General features: G+C 32.5%; 21 protein-coding genes and 1 riboswitch. Of the genes, 9 read left to right on the top strand and 12 right to left on the bottom strand.

Features of this window, described 5'->3' with window-relative positions:
- Positions 1–2 precede the first annotated feature (2 nt).
- Positions 3–109: riboswitch (SAM riboswitch) on the bottom strand.
- A 60-nt stretch (positions 110–169) separates the two neighbouring features.
- Positions 170–880 carry a MerR family transcriptional regulator gene (locus CD111_RS07495; protein WP_095085587.1) on the bottom strand — a complete coding sequence of 237 codons (711 nt, stop codon included), beginning with the start codon at positions 878–880 and terminating at the stop codon, positions 170–172.
- A 345-nt stretch (positions 881–1,225) separates the two neighbouring features.
- Here CD111_RS07495 and CD111_RS07490 point away from each other — a divergent pair, with 345 nt between their 5' ends.
- The 7 genes from CD111_RS07490 (at position 1,226) to CD111_RS07465 (ending at position 7,815) form a co-directional block, all read left to right on the top strand.
- Positions 1,226–3,220 carry a BglG family transcription antiterminator gene (locus tag CD111_RS07490; protein ID WP_240610494.1) on the top strand — a complete coding sequence of 665 codons (1,995 nt, stop codon included), beginning with the start codon at positions 1,226–1,228 and terminating at the stop codon, positions 3,218–3,220.
- A 16-nt stretch (positions 3,221–3,236) separates the two neighbouring features.
- A complete protein-coding gene (locus CD111_RS07485) occupies positions 3,237–3,701 on the top strand; it encodes a PTS sugar transporter subunit IIA (protein WP_095085585.1) in 465 nt (154 codons plus the stop codon).
- 60 nt (positions 3,702–3,761) lie between these two features.
- Complete coding sequence (locus CD111_RS07480) at positions 3,762–4,040, top strand: PTS sugar transporter subunit IIB (RefSeq protein ID WP_095085584.1); 279 nt, start codon at positions 3,762–3,764, stop codon at positions 4,038–4,040.
- A gap of 216 nt (positions 4,041–4,256) precedes the next feature.
- Positions 4,257–5,516: a PTS galactitol transporter subunit IIC gene (locus CD111_RS07475; protein WP_095085582.1), complete on the top strand. Its 1,260-nt coding sequence runs from the start codon at positions 4,257–4,259 to the stop codon at positions 5,514–5,516.
- 19 nt (positions 5,517–5,535) lie between these two features.
- Positions 5,536–6,567 carry a zinc-binding dehydrogenase gene (locus CD111_RS07470; protein ID WP_095085579.1) on the top strand — a complete coding sequence of 344 codons (1,032 nt, stop codon included), beginning with the start codon at positions 5,536–5,538 and terminating at the stop codon, positions 6,565–6,567.
- Between the two features lie 17 nt (positions 6,568–6,584).
- Positions 6,585–6,740 carry a hypothetical protein gene (locus tag CD111_RS12635; protein ID WP_095085576.1) on the top strand — a complete coding sequence of 52 codons (156 nt, stop codon included), beginning with the start codon at positions 6,585–6,587 and terminating at the stop codon, positions 6,738–6,740.
- Between the two features lie 37 nt (positions 6,741–6,777).
- The gene (locus CD111_RS07465) at positions 6,778–7,815 is read left to right on the top strand and encodes a galactitol-1-phosphate 5-dehydrogenase (protein ID WP_095085573.1); all 1,038 of its coding nucleotides are present in this window, start codon (positions 6,778–6,780) and stop codon (positions 7,813–7,815) included.
- A gap of 74 nt (positions 7,816–7,889) precedes the next feature.
- On the opposite strand, the gene CD111_RS07460 is transcribed toward CD111_RS07465, so the two are convergent.
- Positions 7,890–9,533 (bottom strand): alpha-keto acid decarboxylase family protein, encoded by a 1,644-nt coding sequence (locus CD111_RS07460; protein ID WP_095085570.1) that lies wholly within the window; start codon positions 9,531–9,533, stop codon positions 7,890–7,892.
- 198 nt (positions 9,534–9,731) lie between these two features.
- Here CD111_RS07460 and CD111_RS07455 point away from each other — a divergent pair, with 198 nt between their 5' ends.
- Positions 9,732–10,178, top strand: a complete 447-nt coding sequence (locus CD111_RS07455; protein ID WP_095085567.1) for a MarR family winged helix-turn-helix transcriptional regulator — start codon at positions 9,732–9,734, stop codon at positions 10,176–10,178.
- Positions 10,179–10,246: 68 nt separating this feature from the next.
- On the opposite strand, the gene CD111_RS07450 is transcribed toward CD111_RS07455, so the two are convergent.
- The 6 genes from CD111_RS07450 to CD111_RS07425 all read right to left on the bottom strand — a co-directional run bounded on the left by CD111_RS07450 (position 10,247) and on the right by CD111_RS07425 (position 13,967).
- Entirely contained in the window at positions 10,247–10,513 is a 267-nt protein-coding gene (locus tag CD111_RS07450; RefSeq protein ID WP_142380941.1) for a hypothetical protein, read from the bottom strand.
- A gap of 76 nt (positions 10,514–10,589) precedes the next feature.
- Positions 10,590–11,354 (bottom strand): membrane protein insertase YidC, encoded by a 765-nt coding sequence (gene yidC / locus CD111_RS07445; protein WP_095085564.1) that lies wholly within the window; start codon positions 11,352–11,354, stop codon positions 10,590–10,592.
- A 29-nt stretch (positions 11,355–11,383) separates the two neighbouring features.
- Positions 11,384–11,653 carry a hypothetical protein gene (locus CD111_RS07440; RefSeq protein ID WP_095085561.1) on the bottom strand — a complete coding sequence of 90 codons (270 nt, stop codon included), beginning with the start codon at positions 11,651–11,653 and terminating at the stop codon, positions 11,384–11,386.
- 319 nt (positions 11,654–11,972) lie between these two features.
- Entirely contained in the window at positions 11,973–12,908 is a 936-nt protein-coding gene (locus tag CD111_RS07435; RefSeq protein ID WP_095085557.1) for a mechanosensitive ion channel, read from the bottom strand.
- Between the two features lie 198 nt (positions 12,909–13,106).
- Positions 13,107–13,517 (bottom strand): GNAT family N-acetyltransferase, encoded by a 411-nt coding sequence (locus tag CD111_RS07430; RefSeq protein WP_229726516.1) that lies wholly within the window; start codon positions 13,515–13,517, stop codon positions 13,107–13,109.
- A gap of 120 nt (positions 13,518–13,637) precedes the next feature.
- Positions 13,638–13,967: a DUF4889 domain-containing protein gene (locus CD111_RS07425; protein WP_095085554.1), complete on the bottom strand. Its 330-nt coding sequence runs from the start codon at positions 13,965–13,967 to the stop codon at positions 13,638–13,640.
- A 176-nt stretch (positions 13,968–14,143) separates the two neighbouring features.
- On the opposite strand from CD111_RS07425, the gene CD111_RS07420 reads away from it, so the two are divergent.
- Entirely contained in the window at positions 14,144–15,034 is an 891-nt protein-coding gene (locus tag CD111_RS07420; protein WP_095085551.1) for a fructose bisphosphate aldolase, read from the top strand.
- 251 nt (positions 15,035–15,285) lie between these two features.
- On the opposite strand, the gene cysC is transcribed toward CD111_RS07420, so the two are convergent.
- The 4 genes from cysC to CD111_RS07400 are packed head-to-tail and all read right to left on the bottom strand — an operon-like array spanning position 15,286 to position 18,650.
- Entirely contained in the window at positions 15,286–15,885 is a 600-nt protein-coding gene (cysC, locus tag CD111_RS07415; protein ID WP_095085548.1) for an adenylyl-sulfate kinase, read from the bottom strand.
- Between the two features lie 22 nt (positions 15,886–15,907).
- Positions 15,908–17,086 carry a sulfate adenylyltransferase gene (gene sat, locus CD111_RS07410; protein ID WP_095085544.1) on the bottom strand — a complete coding sequence of 393 codons (1,179 nt, stop codon included), beginning with the start codon at positions 17,084–17,086 and terminating at the stop codon, positions 15,908–15,910.
- A 16-nt stretch (positions 17,087–17,102) separates the two neighbouring features.
- Positions 17,103–18,014: a sulfite exporter TauE/SafE family protein gene (locus CD111_RS07405; protein WP_095085541.1), complete on the bottom strand. Its 912-nt coding sequence runs from the start codon at positions 18,012–18,014 to the stop codon at positions 17,103–17,105.
- 3 nt (positions 18,015–18,017) lie between these two features.
- Positions 18,018–18,650 (bottom strand): NAD(P)-binding protein, encoded by a 633-nt coding sequence (locus tag CD111_RS07400; RefSeq protein ID WP_095085538.1) that lies wholly within the window; start codon positions 18,648–18,650, stop codon positions 18,018–18,020.
- Between the last annotated feature and the right edge of the window lie 12 nt (positions 18,651–18,662).

Below are 18,662 nucleotides of genomic sequence, written 5' to 3'. Positions count from 1 at the left end.
CTCTCTTATCTGCTAAAGTTTTATAAAACTTTATGTGAATTAGCACCTTTTCACTTAAGACGGTTGCCGGGCTTCATTGGGCACATCCCTCAGCCACTCTTGATAAGAGTATTTATATTGTTTTTAATCCTACCATTTCACTCATGATTCGTCAAACATGTTTTTAAACTTATTTATGAATTTCAATGCAATAACTTGTTTCTCTACAATGAGGACATTCTAATTTTCTAGTTTTGTAAGTATGATTGCTTAATATCCATTCTGAAATTAAAGGTTTAAATTTATTTTGACAATTTGGGCATAAGTACATTGTTACAGCGTAATATTTTTTAGTTGCGATAGCTGCATAAATCATCAATAAAGGATATGCGATTAATATCGGTTTCCATTTCTTTTTTAATATAGCAGTGAATATACTACTATATTGGAAAATACCTGCAATCATTGCAACGCCTAGAAATTTCTTTCTAAATTCTTCCATCTCTTGATATGATCCTGATTCTTTTTGTAAATTTAATATATTTGATACTGGAAATTCGCTGTCTTTGCTAATATTTTTTTTAGCAAATTTAATTTGTTCAAGTAGTTCTTTATTATTTTTAATACTTTCTTCTAAATGTAATGTCTTTTCTTCTAATAGTAAATTCAATGTGTTAATAGATTGATTTGAATTCAATAATTCTTTAATCTCTTTAAGCGAAAATCCCATATCTTTTAATGCTAATATCACTCTAATTTTGTTAAGCTCGTCTTCTGTATAAAGTCTACGATTGTTCTCTGTTTTGTTACTGGGTGAAATGATACCTTTTTTATCATAATACTGAATGGTTCTGACACTTACATTACATAAACTTGCAACTTCTCCTGTTGTCATATTCATAATATTAGCTCCTCTCTTACTTATTTATTCCAATCTTACATTATGACGTAACGTCACTTGCAATACTTTTTGAAATAAATTTATTTTTATAAGGAAGTTAGACTGAAGGAATTATAAACCGACTAACGACTTTACGAAAGCATAGAAACTGATATAGAAGGCACCACAACAGCTTAGCACAAAGATGTACACTCAATTATATTACTTTTGTGATTAAAGTTTGTACTACTCTTTGATGATGCATGTTAAGTTTAATACAACAACAAAGGAGGGATTCATATACAGAAGGAAAACTTTAATCTCATTACTGAAATGATCAAAAATCCAAAAGTAAAAGGCAAAGATTTGGAATCAAGTTTCAACATTTCAAGAAGACAACTAGGTTATAGAATCCAAAAACTAAACAATTGGCTAATTGAACAAGATTTCCCAGAAATCAAAAGAACTAGCCAAGGTTATTTTATAGTGGATGACTCAATTAAAAGTTTTCTAAATGTTACGAATGAATCCATCCAACAAGAAAATGAGCAGGTATATACCGCCTATCAACGTGCACACCTCATTTTATTGATGTTGTTTAGAGAAGAAGAGAATTTATCTCTTAATCACTTTTCTTTAGATTTACAAGTTAGCAAAAACACTATATTAAATGACATAAAAAAATTAAAAGCATTACTTTTGCCTTATGAAGTTAACTTACATTATACGCGTATTAATGGATATTATCTTGTTGGTAAAGAGTTTGAAGTTCGCCGCTTACTTATGTGGGTTATTGATAAAGCTTTTATGCTTAATCTTAGTAAACGAGATCTTATGAAATACCTTGATTGTCATGAGAATAAAATTGAACCCATCAATCATCAGATTACAAAAATCGAGCAATTTTTGAATAGTAGATTTATTGATCAAAGTACCGAGACGTTACCACTGAAATTGTATCTCATTTTAAGACGTATCAATCACGATAAAATTGTGTCACCTTTTGCAATTGGTTACGATGACTTATCAGATACAGAAGAGTATCGTGCAACTGAAATATTAACTTCTGATTACCCTAATTTACCTAGACAAGAAAAGTTATTCATTACGTTGCAACTATTATCAACAAGTGTACAATGGTCCGAATTAAATGATGCAGAACATTTACCTGAACTTAAGCATGCACTTGAAGCCGTAATAGACCGATTTGAGAAAATAACATTTATCAACTTTACTGATAGAGCGTCTTTACTCAATCAACTCATGCTTCATATGAAACCAGCATTTTATAGAGTGAGATATCAATTATCCGATGTTGATGAGTTGGCTAACTCATTAAAGGAAGATTTCAAAGAACTGTTTCACTTAGTTAAATTATCTTTAAAACCTTTGGAAGATTTCTTTAATCAAACTTTACCAGATAATGAAATTGCCTATTTAACTATGTTGATTGGTGGTAGCTTACGAAGTCAAAACGAAGACATAGAAGAAAAAGTAAAAGCAGTCGTTGTTTGTACACAAGGTACTTCAGTTTCCCAACTCATGCTTCAAGAGTTACGAAATGTATTTCCAGAGTTTATATTCTTAGATGCATTATCTTTACGAGAGTTTGATCAATATGAATTGGACTTTGATATTGTGTTTTCACCGATGCATGTTATGACAAATAAACGTTTATACATTACTAAGGCGATTTTAACTGCTCAAGAAAAACAAGAATTACGTCAGCATGTGTTTGGTCAACTTAATAACAAATTAGAAACTGAAATTCAAGTTGAAAAGATGCTTACAATTATTAGAGAACATGCAACTATTCATAGTGAGAATGAATTATTCACAAAAATACATAATCAATTAGAAGAAAACTATGCATATTCTTCTATTAAATCATCCATGTTATCACTCAATAGTACGTTAAATTTAGAAGATTTAATTCTCATTGACCATATTCAATTCAAAAAGAACGTCTCTAATATTAGAGAAGCAATTGAGATAACTGCCGAACCTCTAGTCATGATGAAATATATTGAACCGAAATATATAGAAGAGATGTATGAATCTTTTGATGATACTTATATGGTAATAAATCAGAATATTGCAATTCCTCATGCTAGTGGTGAGAACAGTGTTAATAGAACATCCATGAGTATGTTAGTAGTAGAAGAACCTCTTACATTAAGTACTGGAAATGATGTTCAAATATTTGTTGTTATTGCAGCAACTGATAAATTCAAACATTTACGCCCACTACTACAATTAAGAGATATGTCTCAAGATTTAGAAAGCATTCAAAATATTATTAAAGCAAATTCAATTTCAGAAGTACATGAAGTGATTAAACAGTATTCAAAATCAGAATAAAAAGGGGTTGCATGATATGCAAGATTTAAAAATCGATGTCTCGAATGTCATTTTAAACTTAGAGGCAACGACAAATGAAGAAGCATTGAGTAAGTTATCTGATTTAATGTATCAAAATGGATATGTTAAAGAGGGTTACACGAATGCCGTAATAGAAAGAGAAAAATCATTTGCAACTGGATTACCCACTGTATATTGCTCAGTAGCAATCCCACATACTGACATAAAACATGTTAATACAAAGTCTATTGGCGTTGCAGTTCTTAAAGAAACGGTTCCCTTTGTCATCATGGGTGAATTAGAAGAAACAACTGATGTTAAATTGATTTTCATGTTAGCAATGGATAAAGAAGATGCACAACTTTCTTTATTACAAAAATTAATGGGTATTTTCCAAAATGATGAACTGTTAGCATTTCTTGCAAATGCTAAAGATAAGCAAGCTATTGTAAACAAATTAGATCAAGAATTAAGTAAATAAAAATAAATTAACTGGAAGAGAACTTAAACATTTATGTTCTCAAATTAGGAGGAAATTATTATGAAACAAGTATTAGTAGCGTGTGGAGCAGGAATCGCAACATCAACAGTAGTTAACAATGCAATCGAGGAAATGGCAAAAGAACATAATATCAAAGTAGATTTGAAACAAATTAAAATTACAGAAGTTGGACCTTATGTTGATACAGCAGACTTATTAGTTACAACTGCAATGACTAAAAAAGAATACGACTTCCCTGTTATCAATGCACGTAACTTCTTAACAGGTATCGGTATTGAAGATACAAAGAAAGAAATTTTAGACGTATTACAAAGCTAATATCAATTTCAAAATATTAAATAAGGGGGAGTGGGACAGAAATCTCATTTTATCAAAAAGATTTCGTGGTCCCACCCCGGCAAGGATGACTAGAATTGAAAAAAGCTTGATATAAAGCGTATTTTCAGTTCAGTCATCTACTGCCAATAAAACAAGAGTGTGGGGCTTATTCATGATGTCCCAGACTCTCTTCTAAAAAAGAGGATGGTGGAAGAAATGGATAAATTTGTAGATTTTATTCAAGCTTTTCTAGATTTAGGCGCAACGGTAATTCTACCGATTGTTATATTCTTACTTGGTTTATTCTTTAGACAAAAAGTTGGAGCAGCATTTCGTTCTGGCTTAACTATTGGTGTTGCTTTTGTAGGTATTTTCTTAGTTATTGATTTACTCGTTAAGAACTTAGGGCCAGCAGCACAAGCTATGATTAAAAACTTAGGTGTCAGTTTAAGTGTAATTGACGTTGGTTGGCCAGCAACTTCTTCAATTGCTTGGGCGTCTGTTATTGCCGCCTTTATCATTCCATTAGGTATTGTAATAAACGTTATTATGTTACTCACAAAAACGACTAAAACAATGAACGTAGATATTTGGAACTTCTGGCATTACACATTTATGGGTGCAATGGTTTATGCCGTATCAGGCAGTATTTGGCAATCACTTCTTGCTGCCGTCATATTCCAAATTGTCTGCTTAAAAGTTGCCGACTGGACTGCACCAATGATGAGTGAATTTTACGAATTACCAGGTGTTTCGATTGCAACTGGTAGTACAATTTCATATGCTCCAGGTATTTTCTTAGTTAAAGGTATCCAAAAAATCCCTGGCTTGAATAAACTGCATGCTGATCCAGAGACAATTCAGAAAAGATTTGGTGCATTTGGTGAATCAATCTTCGTTGGTTTAGTACTCGGGCTCGCTATTGGTTTACTTGCGGGTTATAACGCAGGAGATGTAATTAATTTAGGTATGTCAATGGCTGCTGTCATGGTATTAATGCCTAGAATGGTTAAGATTCTTATGGAAGGTTTAATGCCTGTATCTGAATCAGCTCGTACATGGTTAAATAAACGTTTCGGAGATAGAGAAATTTATATTGGATTAGATGCCGCAGTTGCATTAGGACACCCAGCCGTTATCTCAACAGCATTAATTCTAGTGCCTGTAACTGTCCTACTTGCAGTTATACTACCAGGTAATAAAGTTTTACCCTTTGGTGATTTAGCAACTATTCCCTTTATTGTTGCATTCATTGTCGGTGCAGCTCGAGGTAATATTATTCACTCTGTAATTGTAGGTACGATTATGATTGCTATTTCACTATATATCGCAACTGATGTTGCACCAATTTTCACTAGTATGGCTGACGGTACAAATGTCAAAATGCCATCAGACGCGTCACAAATATCAAGTCTTGACCAAGGTGGTAACATCTTAAACTATATCATCTACAAATTCTTTGCATTATTCAATTAACATTAAGGGGATGTCATACATGAAGGCTTTAGTAAAAACAGCACCCGGATTCGGAAATTTAGAAATTTTAGATAAAGAAATACCTGAACCAAATAAGAATGAAGTGAAAATAAAAGTTCATTATGCTGGTATTTGTGGAACTGACGTTCATACATATGAAGGTCATTACAACGTAAACTTCCCAGTTACATTAGGTCATGAATTTTCAGGTGAAATTGTATCAATTGGTGAAGACGTTCAAGGTTTTACAATTGGCGATCGTGTTACATCTGAAACTACTTATTATATTTGTGGAGAATGTGAGTATTGCCAAACTAAAGACTATAACTTATGTAATCTTAGAAAAGGTCTTGGTACTCAACAAAATGGTGGTTTTACAGAGTTCTTAATAGCAAGAGCAGCAAGTGTACACAAATTACCCGATAATGTGACCTATAAGGCGGCAGCTATGACTGAACCTCTAGCGTGTGCGCATCATGCCGTTTCTAAAATTGAAATTAACCAAGACGACATTGTTGTTGTAATGGGTCCAGGTCCTATTGGCTTACTTGTTGCACAGGTAGTAAAAAGTAAAGGTGGAAAAGTTGTCATTACTGGTTTAGATAATGACAAAGCTAGACTTAACAAAGCAGAAGAACTGAATTTAGATCATGTTGTCAATATTCAGCATACTGATTTAAAAAAATATATTAATAATATTACAAACGGTTATGGTGCCAATGTCGTATTAGAATGTTCTGGAGCGGTACCTGCTGCAAATCAAGGACTAGATTTACTTCGCAAAAAAGGTTTATACGTCCAAGTTGGTATCTTTAAAGACCCTGTCATTCAGTTTGATTTAGAGAAAATCGTACAAAAAGAAATACGAGTTGTGGGCACAAGAAGTCAAAAACCTGCAGATTGGGAAGCATCATTGGAACTCTTAAGTAATGGTTCAGTTAATGCTGAAGCACTCATAACAAATGAACTAGATATTTCTGAATGGGACAAAGGATATAACCATATAAAAAGTGGTGAAGGTATAAAAGTACTACTCCGCCCTATCCACTAAAAAGGAGATTGATAATTATGGTAGAACATATGTTGGATTTTATGCTTGGACCGATGAGAGAGATTACTGATTTTTATATGAACCATTTACTTTATTGTAATGGTGCTGTCTTCTTAAGTTATTTCGGTGCCAAACTATTTAAGAAAAAGAAAGTAGTAGCTGAACAAGCTTAAAGTTATAAGTCCATTATAGATTGGAGGTCTAATTGAAATGAAAGCATTAAATTTATATGGTATTGAAGATTTAAGATATGAAGATACTCCAAAACCAACAATACAAAATTCATTCGATGTCATTATAAAAGTAAAAGCGACTGGTATTTGTGGTTCAGATACTTCACGTTATAAAAAACTCGGTCCATATCATGAAGGTATGACATTTGGTCATGAATTTTCAGGAGTTGTTGAAGCGATTGGTGAAGATGTAACCCACTTGAATGTGGGTGATGCAGTAACAGGTTGTCCTGCAATTGCATGTCATAACTGCGAATATTGCGAAAAGGGTGAATACTCTAGATGTACAAAACTCTTTGTGATAGGTTCATTAGAACCAGGATCATTTGCAGAGTATGTTAAATTACCTGCAAACAATGTTCTAAAAATTCCTAACAACGTTGACTTTGACACTGCAGCTATGGTTGAGCCTTCAGCAGTAGTAGCTCACGGTTTCTATCGAACACACATTAAACCAGGCTCAACAGTTGCAGTCATGGGATGTGGAAGTATCGGGCTTCTTGCAATACAATGGGCAAAGATATTTGGAGCAATTAAAATTATCGCAATTGATATAGACAATCACAAACTAAATATCGCCAAAAAACTTGGTGCTGATTACACTATTAATTCCATTGAAGAATCTTTAGAAGAGGCAATTGATGCTATTCCTGAACAAATTGATGTAGCTATAGAATCAGCAGGCTCACCATTTACTATTGGACAAGTATTGACGCTTCCAACTAAAGGGGGACAAGTTTTACTACTTGGCATACCTTACTCTGATATTGAAATCAAGCGTACACAATTTGAAAAAATATTAAGAAATGAATTAAACGTTATTGGATCTTGGAATGGATTATCTGCGCCCTTCCCAGGTAAAGAGTGGGATGCTACCATACATTATATGTCTTCAGGTGATTTATTAGTGGACCCTATTATTTCAGACAGACTAGATTTAAGTGAAGGACCAGAAACGTTCTTCAAACTTGTAAATAAGAAACAGCATTATGACAAAGTTATATTTCATCCGTAATAATTAACTTGGAATTACCCATACAAAACAACGAGCCAACGACATGTATAGTGTCATTGGCTCGTTGTTCTTTATTAACTATTTTGTTTAGAAAATGCTTTACCAATTGCATCTAACTTTTCTGGTGCATCTGATACATGCATTTTAACTTCTATAAAGTGCATTCGATTTGGTTCATTATTAATATTCATTAAAGTTTCTTGTAAATCTTCTGATGTTTCAACATCATGTACTGCGACTTTATCTTTACCACCAAATACGGCTGGAAGTAGTTTATAGTCCCACATTTGAATATCATTATAAGATTGGTGTTCCCCATGAATTTTACGTTCTACAGTATAACCATCATTATTAATAACAAAAATAACTGGTTTCAAGTCTTCTCTGATCATTGTTGAAATGTCTTGTGCAGTAAGTTGTAATGATCCATCACCTATTAATAATATATTTCTTCTGTATAAGTTAGACATTTGAGTACCAATTGTTGCTGGTAATGTATAACCTATTGATCCCCAGAGTGGTTGCCCTATAAATGTATTATCTTTATATAAGTTTAAATCATACGCCCCAAAAAATGATGTCCCTTGTTCAGCAAGTATAACGTCATCTAATCCAATAAAGTTTTGAATCATTTTAAAGTAATTCTCTTGCGTCAACGGCTCTTTATTAATGACATAGTCTGCTTTTCTAGATTGTTTATTTCCTGGGAAATTTGAAGTATTTTTATAATTTATATTCAATAAGCCATTCAACATATTTACTAATGAAATTTCTGATGTAATAGTTTCATTCATTTTAAAGTCATGATGATTAATCATAACGACATCATCTATATCAAATTCATATGAATATCCAGCTGTTGCTGAATCAGTTAATTTTGCACCTATATTTAAAATTGCATCACTATTATTTACGTAGTCTTTAATATCTTCTTCAGCTATGCTGCCATCATAAATTCCCATATAATAATCATTCTCTTCGTTAAATGCACCTTTACCTAATGATAATTGTGCTACAGGAATTTGAGTTTGATTCACAAATTGCTCTAGCACTCTGTGTAATTTAAAGCTGTTTATTTCATGACCAGCAATTATAACTGGTTGCTTAGCAGTCTGTAATTTCTCTACTATCATTTGTGTGTATTTTGAAACATCTTGATTTATCATTTCAGCTGGTGCGTATGGCATTTGTACATCTATCTCTGCTTGTGCTACATCTATAGGCAAATGTAAATGTACAGGGCGTTTTTCAGCTAAAGCAGCATCAATTAATCTAGGAATTTCGGTTTGTGCATTTTCAACAGTGATGTATCCTTGTGCAGTTGTAATTTCTTTGTACATTCTTCGATAATTATCAAAATGTCCTTCACCTAATGAATGATGAACAAACTTACCAGCTTCTTCTACACTCGTTGTAGGCGCTCCAGTAATTGTGACAACAGGTACTCTTTCAGCATAAGCTCCAGCAATACCGTTAACTGCGCTCAATTCACCTACACCAAATGTTGTCACAATAGCACTAATACCATTTAATCTTGCATAACCATCCGCTGCATAACTAGCATTTAATTCATTTGTGTTACCTATCCATTCCATATCATCTCGACAAACTATATCATCTAAAAAAGCTAAATTAAAGTCACCAGGAACACCAAATACCTTCTCGACCCCAACTGTGCTTAAACTATCCATTAAATATTCTCCAACACGTTTTTTCATTGACTATTCCACCTTTTCTCTTTTTAAAAGGTCAACATAGTTGACCTTTTGGTGTAAAAAAAATCAATCAAATATCTTTTGACTTTTTAAACCTTTGATAACGATTATATGCTTCTCAACATATTAAGTCAACCTAATTGACCTATTGATGAATTTTATTGTCATTTCTATTATAATGAAGAAAAAGGAGTCGACAATATGGAGAATAAAAACAATTATGATCACATGCTCTTCTACTTCGCATATAAGTCATTTATCAATACAGCAGATGAAATTATTCAAGAACATGGTATGAATCGACAACACCACAGGTTTCTATTTTTCATCGATCAAATGCCTGGCATTACCTTAAAACAATTACTAGAAACATTAGAAATATCTAAACAAGCTTCACATGCATCGTTAAAAATGCTGCAAGAAAAAGGCTTAATTCAATATAGAGATTCCGAACACGATCGACGTGTTAAACATTTATATCCTACTCAAGAAGGCACTTCACTTGTTAGCATATTAAACCAAGCACAAAATGACTTGCTACAAGAAACATTTGATACTGCTGGAAGCGACTGGCATGACGTAATGGAACATTTAGCACAAAAGAAAGCAGGATTCAAAAACGTAAAATCAATTAGATCAGATAAATAATTAACATATTACAAAATATCAGACTCACTATGTATGGAGGTCATTTATATATTAAAAGATAAACTTATCTATGGTTTTTCTAATCTATTATTTACATTATTGATTATCATCTTCGTACAATGGCTTTTCAATAATAAAATTGATTGGATATCTTTGGTTGCATATAGTGTTTCTTTTTCGTTGCTTTTATTTATGATTCCAAGTTTCAAAGTTAGTAAACATAATATTTTCAAGAAAGAAACTTTAGTTTTACTTCCTCTATATATTCTATCCATGGTTATCATTAAATTCTTCGTTCCAGATGGATTCAAAATCATTTCTATAATTTTTGTCATAATCATTTGCATTGCATTTGAAATTTTTAATAGAAAAAAGAAGCAAGGCACTAACTAATATGCGCCTTGCTTCTTTTTAGTTTGAGGGTTCTACATTTAATTCTTCTTCATGATAATTAAAGTATTTATTAGATATATATTGTTGAATAATGAGTACAATCGCACTCGTTCCCCAATACAACGGAAGTGCAGCAGGTGCATTCATACTAATGATAAATATCATAATCGGACTTAAATACATCATATACTTCATTTGTCCCGGCGATTCTTCTGGTAAATACTTCGTCGAAAGATAAGCTTGTACTAAATACATTGCACCAGCAATTAATGCCATAAATATATCTGGTGTCCCTAAATTAAACCAAGCAAAACTGTGACTCGCCAATGCTTCATTCTTAGATATTGCAAAGTATAATGCCATTAATATAGGCATTTGTATCAACATTGGCAAACATCCCATATTAAGCGGATTTACATTATTATCTTTGTATAAAGCCATGAGCTCTTGAGAGTATTTAGCACGTTCTTTTTCATCTTTAGTCGCCTTCATCTTCTTATTTATTTCATCTATTTCAGGTTTAATTTGTTTCATTTTAAATTGCATTTTTTTCTGAGATTTAAATGAACGCAACATGAAAGGCATTACAATGAGTCGTACACATAATGTCACGATTATAATACCAATGCCATAACTCCCATCAAAAAATGACGCGAAAAACTTTATTAGATAAATAAACGGTTCTACAAATGTAGTGTGAAATACACCGTCTTTATTTGGCGCACAACCACCTAATAATAATGTGATTGATAAAAATGCTAAAACTGAATATAATTTTTTCAAAATTTCTCCTCCAATATATTAAATATGAATTAATATATTGGACAAACATCTTCTTCATCGTCGGACTTGGACAAACATCTAATACGCCATCTTAATATTGGAATGATCCATTCAAATATATATTGATCATCAATTTCTGTTGAAGATTTTACAAACCAATTGTGATGTAATTTGATATTTGCTTGCATTTGTAAATATACAAAAAGGAGAGTTAGTAATATTGGAATGAAATAATGAATACCAAATGCTAAATAATTAAATAGAACATCTTCACCTAATAAACCAATCAACCATTCCATCATTACCAACTCCTTCCAAATTTAATATCTTGAATTTATTATACGATTTTTCTACTGTCTTATTCAAGGAAAACGACATATAAACTATTCTATCGTTCCATTAGACAACCTTCAGTCTAGTGGTAGACAACCCGCAGACTATCCTCGAAACCACTTTGATACATCATATAATGTCTGATAAATGGGATGCTGACAGTACTATTCACATGAGTTCAACTACATAAGAAAAACCCAGTACCATTCTTGATATCAAGAATGGTACTGGGTTTAAATATTTGGAACAATTACGTTCCATCTATTTAGAACTTAATTGCAATCTTTATTTCTTAGAATCTGCTTTGTCTTCAATTTTTGATAATGTTTTTTCAGCGAATGATTTACCACCGATACCGAATGAAATAGCGAATGCTACTGCAACAGCACCTAAGATAAGTAAGAACGCTACATTAACAATACTTTGAGCAAAGTTTAATTGATCTAATGTCATAAATACTGAAACGATAATTACTAAGTACTTAACAATCTCAGCAACGAATCCGTTACCAGTTGATTTCTTAATAACTTTAGATAATAAGTTACCACCAATGAAACCAATTAGTAAGATGATTGCACCTGAGATAACTAATGGTAAGTAACCGATTATTGCTTCACCAATTGTATTTAAAACTTCTAAATTAACTGTGTTTAATGCTTCAACTACAAAGAATAAACCAATAATTGCTGTAATAATGCCTCCAGTTGCTGAAGGGATGTCTATGCTTTCTTTATTTTCACCAAAGTTTACATAGTGGTTATAGCGACTTGCATTTAAGTTAGCTAATAAATTCTTAACTAATGTACCTAATACTTTTGCAATAAATAATCCTACTACTAAGATTACAACTGCAACGATAATTTTAGGTAAGAAGTCTAACACGCTACCCATCATGTTTTTAATAGGTGTTGATACTGATGTCATATTCAATGCATCAAATACTGATGGTAAGAATAATAAGAAAATAATGAAGTAAGCTAATTTACCAAATGTTTGAATTAAACCTTCAGATTCTGATTTGCCACTTCCTGAATCAGTTAATCCTTTTTTCTCTAACCATTTTTCAAAACCTAATGCACCTAAACCTTTAATAATTACGTTCTTAACAATTACTGCAATTAACCATGCAACAATTAATAAAATAATTGCACTTATTAAGTTTGGTATAAAACCAATAATGCTATCTAAAGCACTCATGAATGAATCTGTTATTTTACTCATATATAAATCCTCCTTTTTTAGTATGTTACCCTAAGTATTATATTGATAATCATATATTTATAAATTTTTTTAATTATTTTTAAGAAGAATTAATATTTAGTATTATTTTTGCCGGTTTACAGTTTAATATTGTTTCAAAATGTATAATTTACAACTTTTTTCTCATTCTTATTTCTTTCATTTCTTTACCTAAATTACTTATTTCATAAATTCCATCAGCCTTAAATCCAAATCTTTCGTAAAATTTAATTGCTTGTTTATTATCTTCAAATACCCAAAAACACTTAGTTGTTCAAAATCACCTCTCATACGTTGCTCTGCTTCTTCCATTAACTTGCTTCCGACACCTTTATTCTGAAATTCCTTTAATAAATATATAACCATTATTTCACCACAATAGTTCCCTACATCACTATCTTTGTCTTTGCTATACATCAAGAACCCTACAATTGAATCATCCACTTCCGCTACAAGACACGGCGCATTAAATTTATGATGTCTTTCTATGTAGTCATCTGGTATCATGCCTTCGTATGCACTTATCCATGATTGATAATGTACTTCAGCCAAACTTTCAATATCAGAACTTTTCTTATCACGAATTATCATATAACGATCCCCTTCCTATATCATATATAGTGTAATACTACTACAATCAATATATTAATAAAATAAAACGAGCAAAGAACAAATCATTTATGTTCTTTACTCGTTTTATTTGGATCCTCATTACATTTTCATTTCATGAATTTTCATCATTAAACCGTGTGGTATATCATCATGTGATACGATTTCTTTTTTATAGAATGTTTTGCCATCATCATTTGAAATGAGTTTTACAAAATCACCTTTTTTAGGTTTAAATTCTTTTGAATTTTCTATCTTAACGTCTTTCGTGACTTTATTCGTTTTTTCACTTACAACTTTTTCTGCTTTTGTACTATTTTCCATATAACCATAGTACGTTGTTTTTTGTGTTGAAAAGAATAACAATGCCGCTACTGCAATCGCTACTATTGCTAGTCCGCTTATTAATAATATTGCATATTTTTTGTTCATTTAAAATCCTCCTTCTTCCCATCATAAAGCGTATAACCTAATTTTGTAATATCATTTTGAAAATCTTCTTAAAATAGACAAACTTATCTTCTTATTAGTTAAAAAGTTTAATCACTTGCGATTCGTCTTTTATTTCATCATACTTAAATTGAAATTATCTAAAGGAGTGGAACAAAATGACCCAAGAACAATTTGATAAAGTAAAAAATGGTAAAGGTTTTATAGCTGCACTAGATCAAAGTGGTGGTAGTACTCCGAAAGCACTTAACGACTATGGTATTAACGAAGATCAATACAATAGTGAAGAGGAAATGTTTACACTCGTACATGAAATGAGAACACGCATCATTACATCTCCATCATTTAACGCAGATAAAATTTTAGGTGCTATTTTATTTGAACAAACAATGGACCGTAAAGTTGAAGGTAAATACACATCAGATTATTTAAATGATAAAGGCGTTGTACCTTTCTTAAAAGTAGACAAAGGACTAGCTGAAGAAGAAAATGGCGTTCAACTTATGAAAGTTATTCCAGGTTTAGATGAACTTTTACAACGTGCAAAAGAAAGAAACGTATTCGGTACTAAGATGCGTTCTAATATTTTAGAAGCAAATAAAGAAGCAATTGCTAAAGTAGTCGAACAACAATTCGAAATTGGTAAACAAATTATCTCTGCAGGTTTAGTGCCAATCATCGAGCCAGAAGTAAACATTAATGCTAATGACAAAGCTGAAATTGAAGACATCTTGAAAGAAGAAATAACAAAGGCATTAGATAAATTAAATGATGACCAATTAGTAATGTTGAAACTTACAATCCCAACTAATGCTAATCTATACAAATCATTAATCGAACATCCCAATGTTGTTCGTGTTGTAGCTTTATCAGGAGGTTATTCAAGAGATAAAGCAAACGAATTATTGAAAGAAAACGATGGACTAATCGCTAGTTTCTCACGCGCATTAGTTACAGACTTATACGCTGACCAATCACAAGAAGAATTCGATAAAGGTTTAGCTGACGCAGTTGATTCTATATATGATGCATCAGTAAATAAGAAGTAATATAAACATGCAAACAAGCCTCCCCATTTACAATAAAGTAATGTGGGAGGCTTGTTTTTTTATGTGTTTTGAGTTTTGCGGTCCATATAATCATTTATCTGGACTGAATATCTCATTTGCGGACCACATAATCATTTATCTGGACCGAATACCTCATTTGCGGGCCACATAATCTGTTATCTGGACCGAATATCTCATTTGCGGACCACAAATCATCACTCAACTCAGTATCAGGTCTTCATCATCGATCATTATAAATATTTGTGTTCTTCTAAATATGACAATATTTTATCAACTGACGATTCTACGCTTTCTACTTCTGTATCTAAAACGATTTCTGGATTTGTAGGCTCCTCATATGGTGCATTGATACCAGTAAATCCTTTTATTTCTCCGCTTCTTGCTTTTTTATATAATCCTTTTGGGTCTCGATTTTCGCATTCATCGACACTGCACTTAGTATATACTTCGATAAATTCTCCATCGTCTAATATATTTCTTACATCTGTACGGTCTTCTTCATAAGGGGATATAAATGCTGTCATTGTAATAACGCCAGCATCTACCATCAATTTGCCTACTTCTCCTATTCGACGGATATTTTCTTTTCTATCTTCCGGACTAAATCCTAAATTTTGATTTAATCCGTGTCTCACATTATCACCATCTAAGCGGTATGAAGACATATTTCTATCGAATAATGCTTTTTCTAGTGCAACTGAAATAGTCGATTTGCCTGATCCTGATAAACCTGTGAACCAAATGATTACACTTTTATGTCCATTTCTTTCTTGTCTCTGTTCTTTAGTTACTTCTGAATCGTGCCATGTAATGTTTGTCGATGTTTGCATGATGTTGTTCACTCCTTACAAATTAGTCTTGTCTTAATCCTTTGATTAGTACATCTGCAACTTCCGGTCTTGAAAATTCTTTAGGTAGTTGCTCACCATTGCGTAACTTCTCTCTTACTTTCGTCCCACTTAAATGTACGTGATTTGATTTATCATGTGGACATGTCTTGGCTGTTGTCATATTGTCACAAACAGTGCAGAAAAATGCATGTTCAAACTTAAAGATGTTAATATCTAATTCATCTTCATATTCACTAATGAGTTCTTGAGCTTCATAAGTGCCATAATAATCACCCACACCTGCATGATCTCGACCGACTATAAAATGGGTACAGCCATAGTTTTTACGTACTAATGCATGCAATATTGATTCTCGTGGTCCTGCATATCTCATTGCTGCTGGGTATATAACTAATCTTGTTCTTTCTTCTGGATAATAATGTTTCAATATAACTTGATAGCTTTCCATTCTAATTTTTGCTGATATATCATCCGACTTTGTTTCTCCAACTAATGGATTCAATAGCAATCCATCAACAGATTCTAGTGCTATTTTCTGAATGTATTCGTGTGCACGATGAACTGGATTTCTTGTTTGAAAACCAACTACCGTCTTCCATCCTAAGTCCTTAAATAATGTTCTCGTCTCTTTTGGATCAAGATGGAATTCTGTAAACTCATCATGTTTAGGTCTATCAACTAACTGAATTGGACCTGCTAGATAAATTTCTCCTTTATCATAAACATTTTTAACTCCTGGGTGATTGTCATCTGTTGTTCCGTATACTTTTTCGGCTTCTTGTTGTTTATCGTAAGTATATTTTTCTTCTAAATTTAAAACACCATATAAATGGTTGTCTTCACCATAAAGCGCGATATTTGATCCGATAGTTAGTTTATCTGCTTCTTCTTTTGTAACTGGCAATGTAATAGGGATACTCCATACAAGACCATTATCTAAACGCAAATTTTCGACTACACTTATATAATCTTTTTTTCCTAAAAATCCAGTTAAAGGGCTGAATCCACCTATCGCAATTAACTCTAAGTCTGACAGACTCCATGGATTTAATATTAACTTAGGAAAATGTTTCGCTTCTTGAATAAGGATTTCTCTTTCTTCACCTTCAACCTGACGATTGATAAGTTCTCCTCCATGTGGCTTTATCGTTTCTTCTTTTGTAATTGCTGATGATACCATTTAGCAAACACTCCTCTTAATTGATTTGGTCTATCTCTTTAGATTTTTCATTTTGAAGATTAAAGGGAAACTTACTATGTTGATATAAAGTAAATAATACAAGTCCTAGCCATAGAACAACTATTGTGATTTTTAAGATATTTGCAGTTACGTCACTTTGTACAAATGTACCTATCAATACTGTGCTATTCGTGAAAATTATGAGCCCACCAACAAGTACCGCAAGTACGTATACTGGTAAAGTCTTAACTAACCAAGCAGAAAATGGTGCTGCTACTACGCCTCCTACTGCTAATGCTGCTACAAGTGCAATACTTATTTGATCCCATCCAAAGAATAGAATAAATCCAAGCGACGTTGAAATCGTAACGAAAAATTCACTCGCCGATACTGTACCTATCACATATCTTGGTTCTATTTTGTTTTGTGTTAACAATAGTGGTGTGTTTACTGGTCCCCAACCACCTCCGCCTATTGCATCTAAAAATCCTGCGATTGCGCCTTGGGGAACAAGTAAGAATCCTGAAAGTTTACCTTCTTTCGTGTTATTAAACTGTTTCGGTTGTTTAAACACGAATTGATAAATAATATAGACTCCCATCGTCAGTAAAAATAACGCAATGAATGGCTTAATAGCATCACTTTGTAAATTACTTAGCACACCAGCACCAATAAATCCTGCAATTGCACCTGGTAAGGCTAATTTTAAAATGATAGATTTATCAACGTTCTTAAATTTAATGTGGGAAATTCCCGATGCTGCTGTAGTCGCTACTTCAGAAAAGTGTATTGTCGCAGAAGCTACTGCCGGTGCTATACCAAACGTAAGTAACAAAGATGAAGATGTTGCGCCAAATCCCATTCCGAGTGATCCATCAATAAGTTGTGCTAGGAAACCTACTATCGCAAATATTGTTAATTTCCGCATATACTACTCCTCTCTTGCACGCATTGAGTTTTGTGTATCTAACCACTTTGTAAACTGTAATTGATGATTAGAATCTAAGTATTTATCCGATATAATTTCTTCTAATAGCTGTTGCTTTTGTTCTTTCTCGATTTCTAAATTTTTAATTGTGCATCGACAATGATATAAAAAATCTACGTATGCTTCATAGTCAGGTGGGAATTGTTCATTTAAATTATTCAATATTTGTGAGACTAGTTTCGGACTTGCACCATTACTCGATACACTTATTGAAAGTTTTCCACGATTTAATGTCCCGGGAAATATGACATTCCCACTTTCTGCCTCATTCGTCATATTGATTAATGTGTGATCCGGTGTTAACTTTCGAATCTTCTGATTAACCGCCTCATTGCCTGTAGCAACAATGATAAAATCTTCATTCTGTATATCTCCACTATCAAATTCTTTGTTTATCCAATGTATACGATTTGAGTTATGCAACTCTTTCAATCGACTTGTAATGTTTGGACTAATAATTTGAATAATTGCTTCACTTTCTAATAGCGCTTTAACTCGTCGTTCAGCAATCATTCCGCCACCAAAAATTTTTATTATTTTATTTGTAAAATCAAACATTAGTGGAATATATGCCAATTAACATCACCC

Origin of the sequence: Mammaliicoccus stepanovicii, assembly GCF_002902525.1 — a bacterium.
Classification (GTDB): Bacteria; Bacillota; Bacilli; order Staphylococcales; family Staphylococcaceae; genus Mammaliicoccus; species Mammaliicoccus stepanovicii.
Note: the sequence above shows the minus strand (reverse complement) of the source record. Positions and strands in the feature narration are given on the sequence as shown.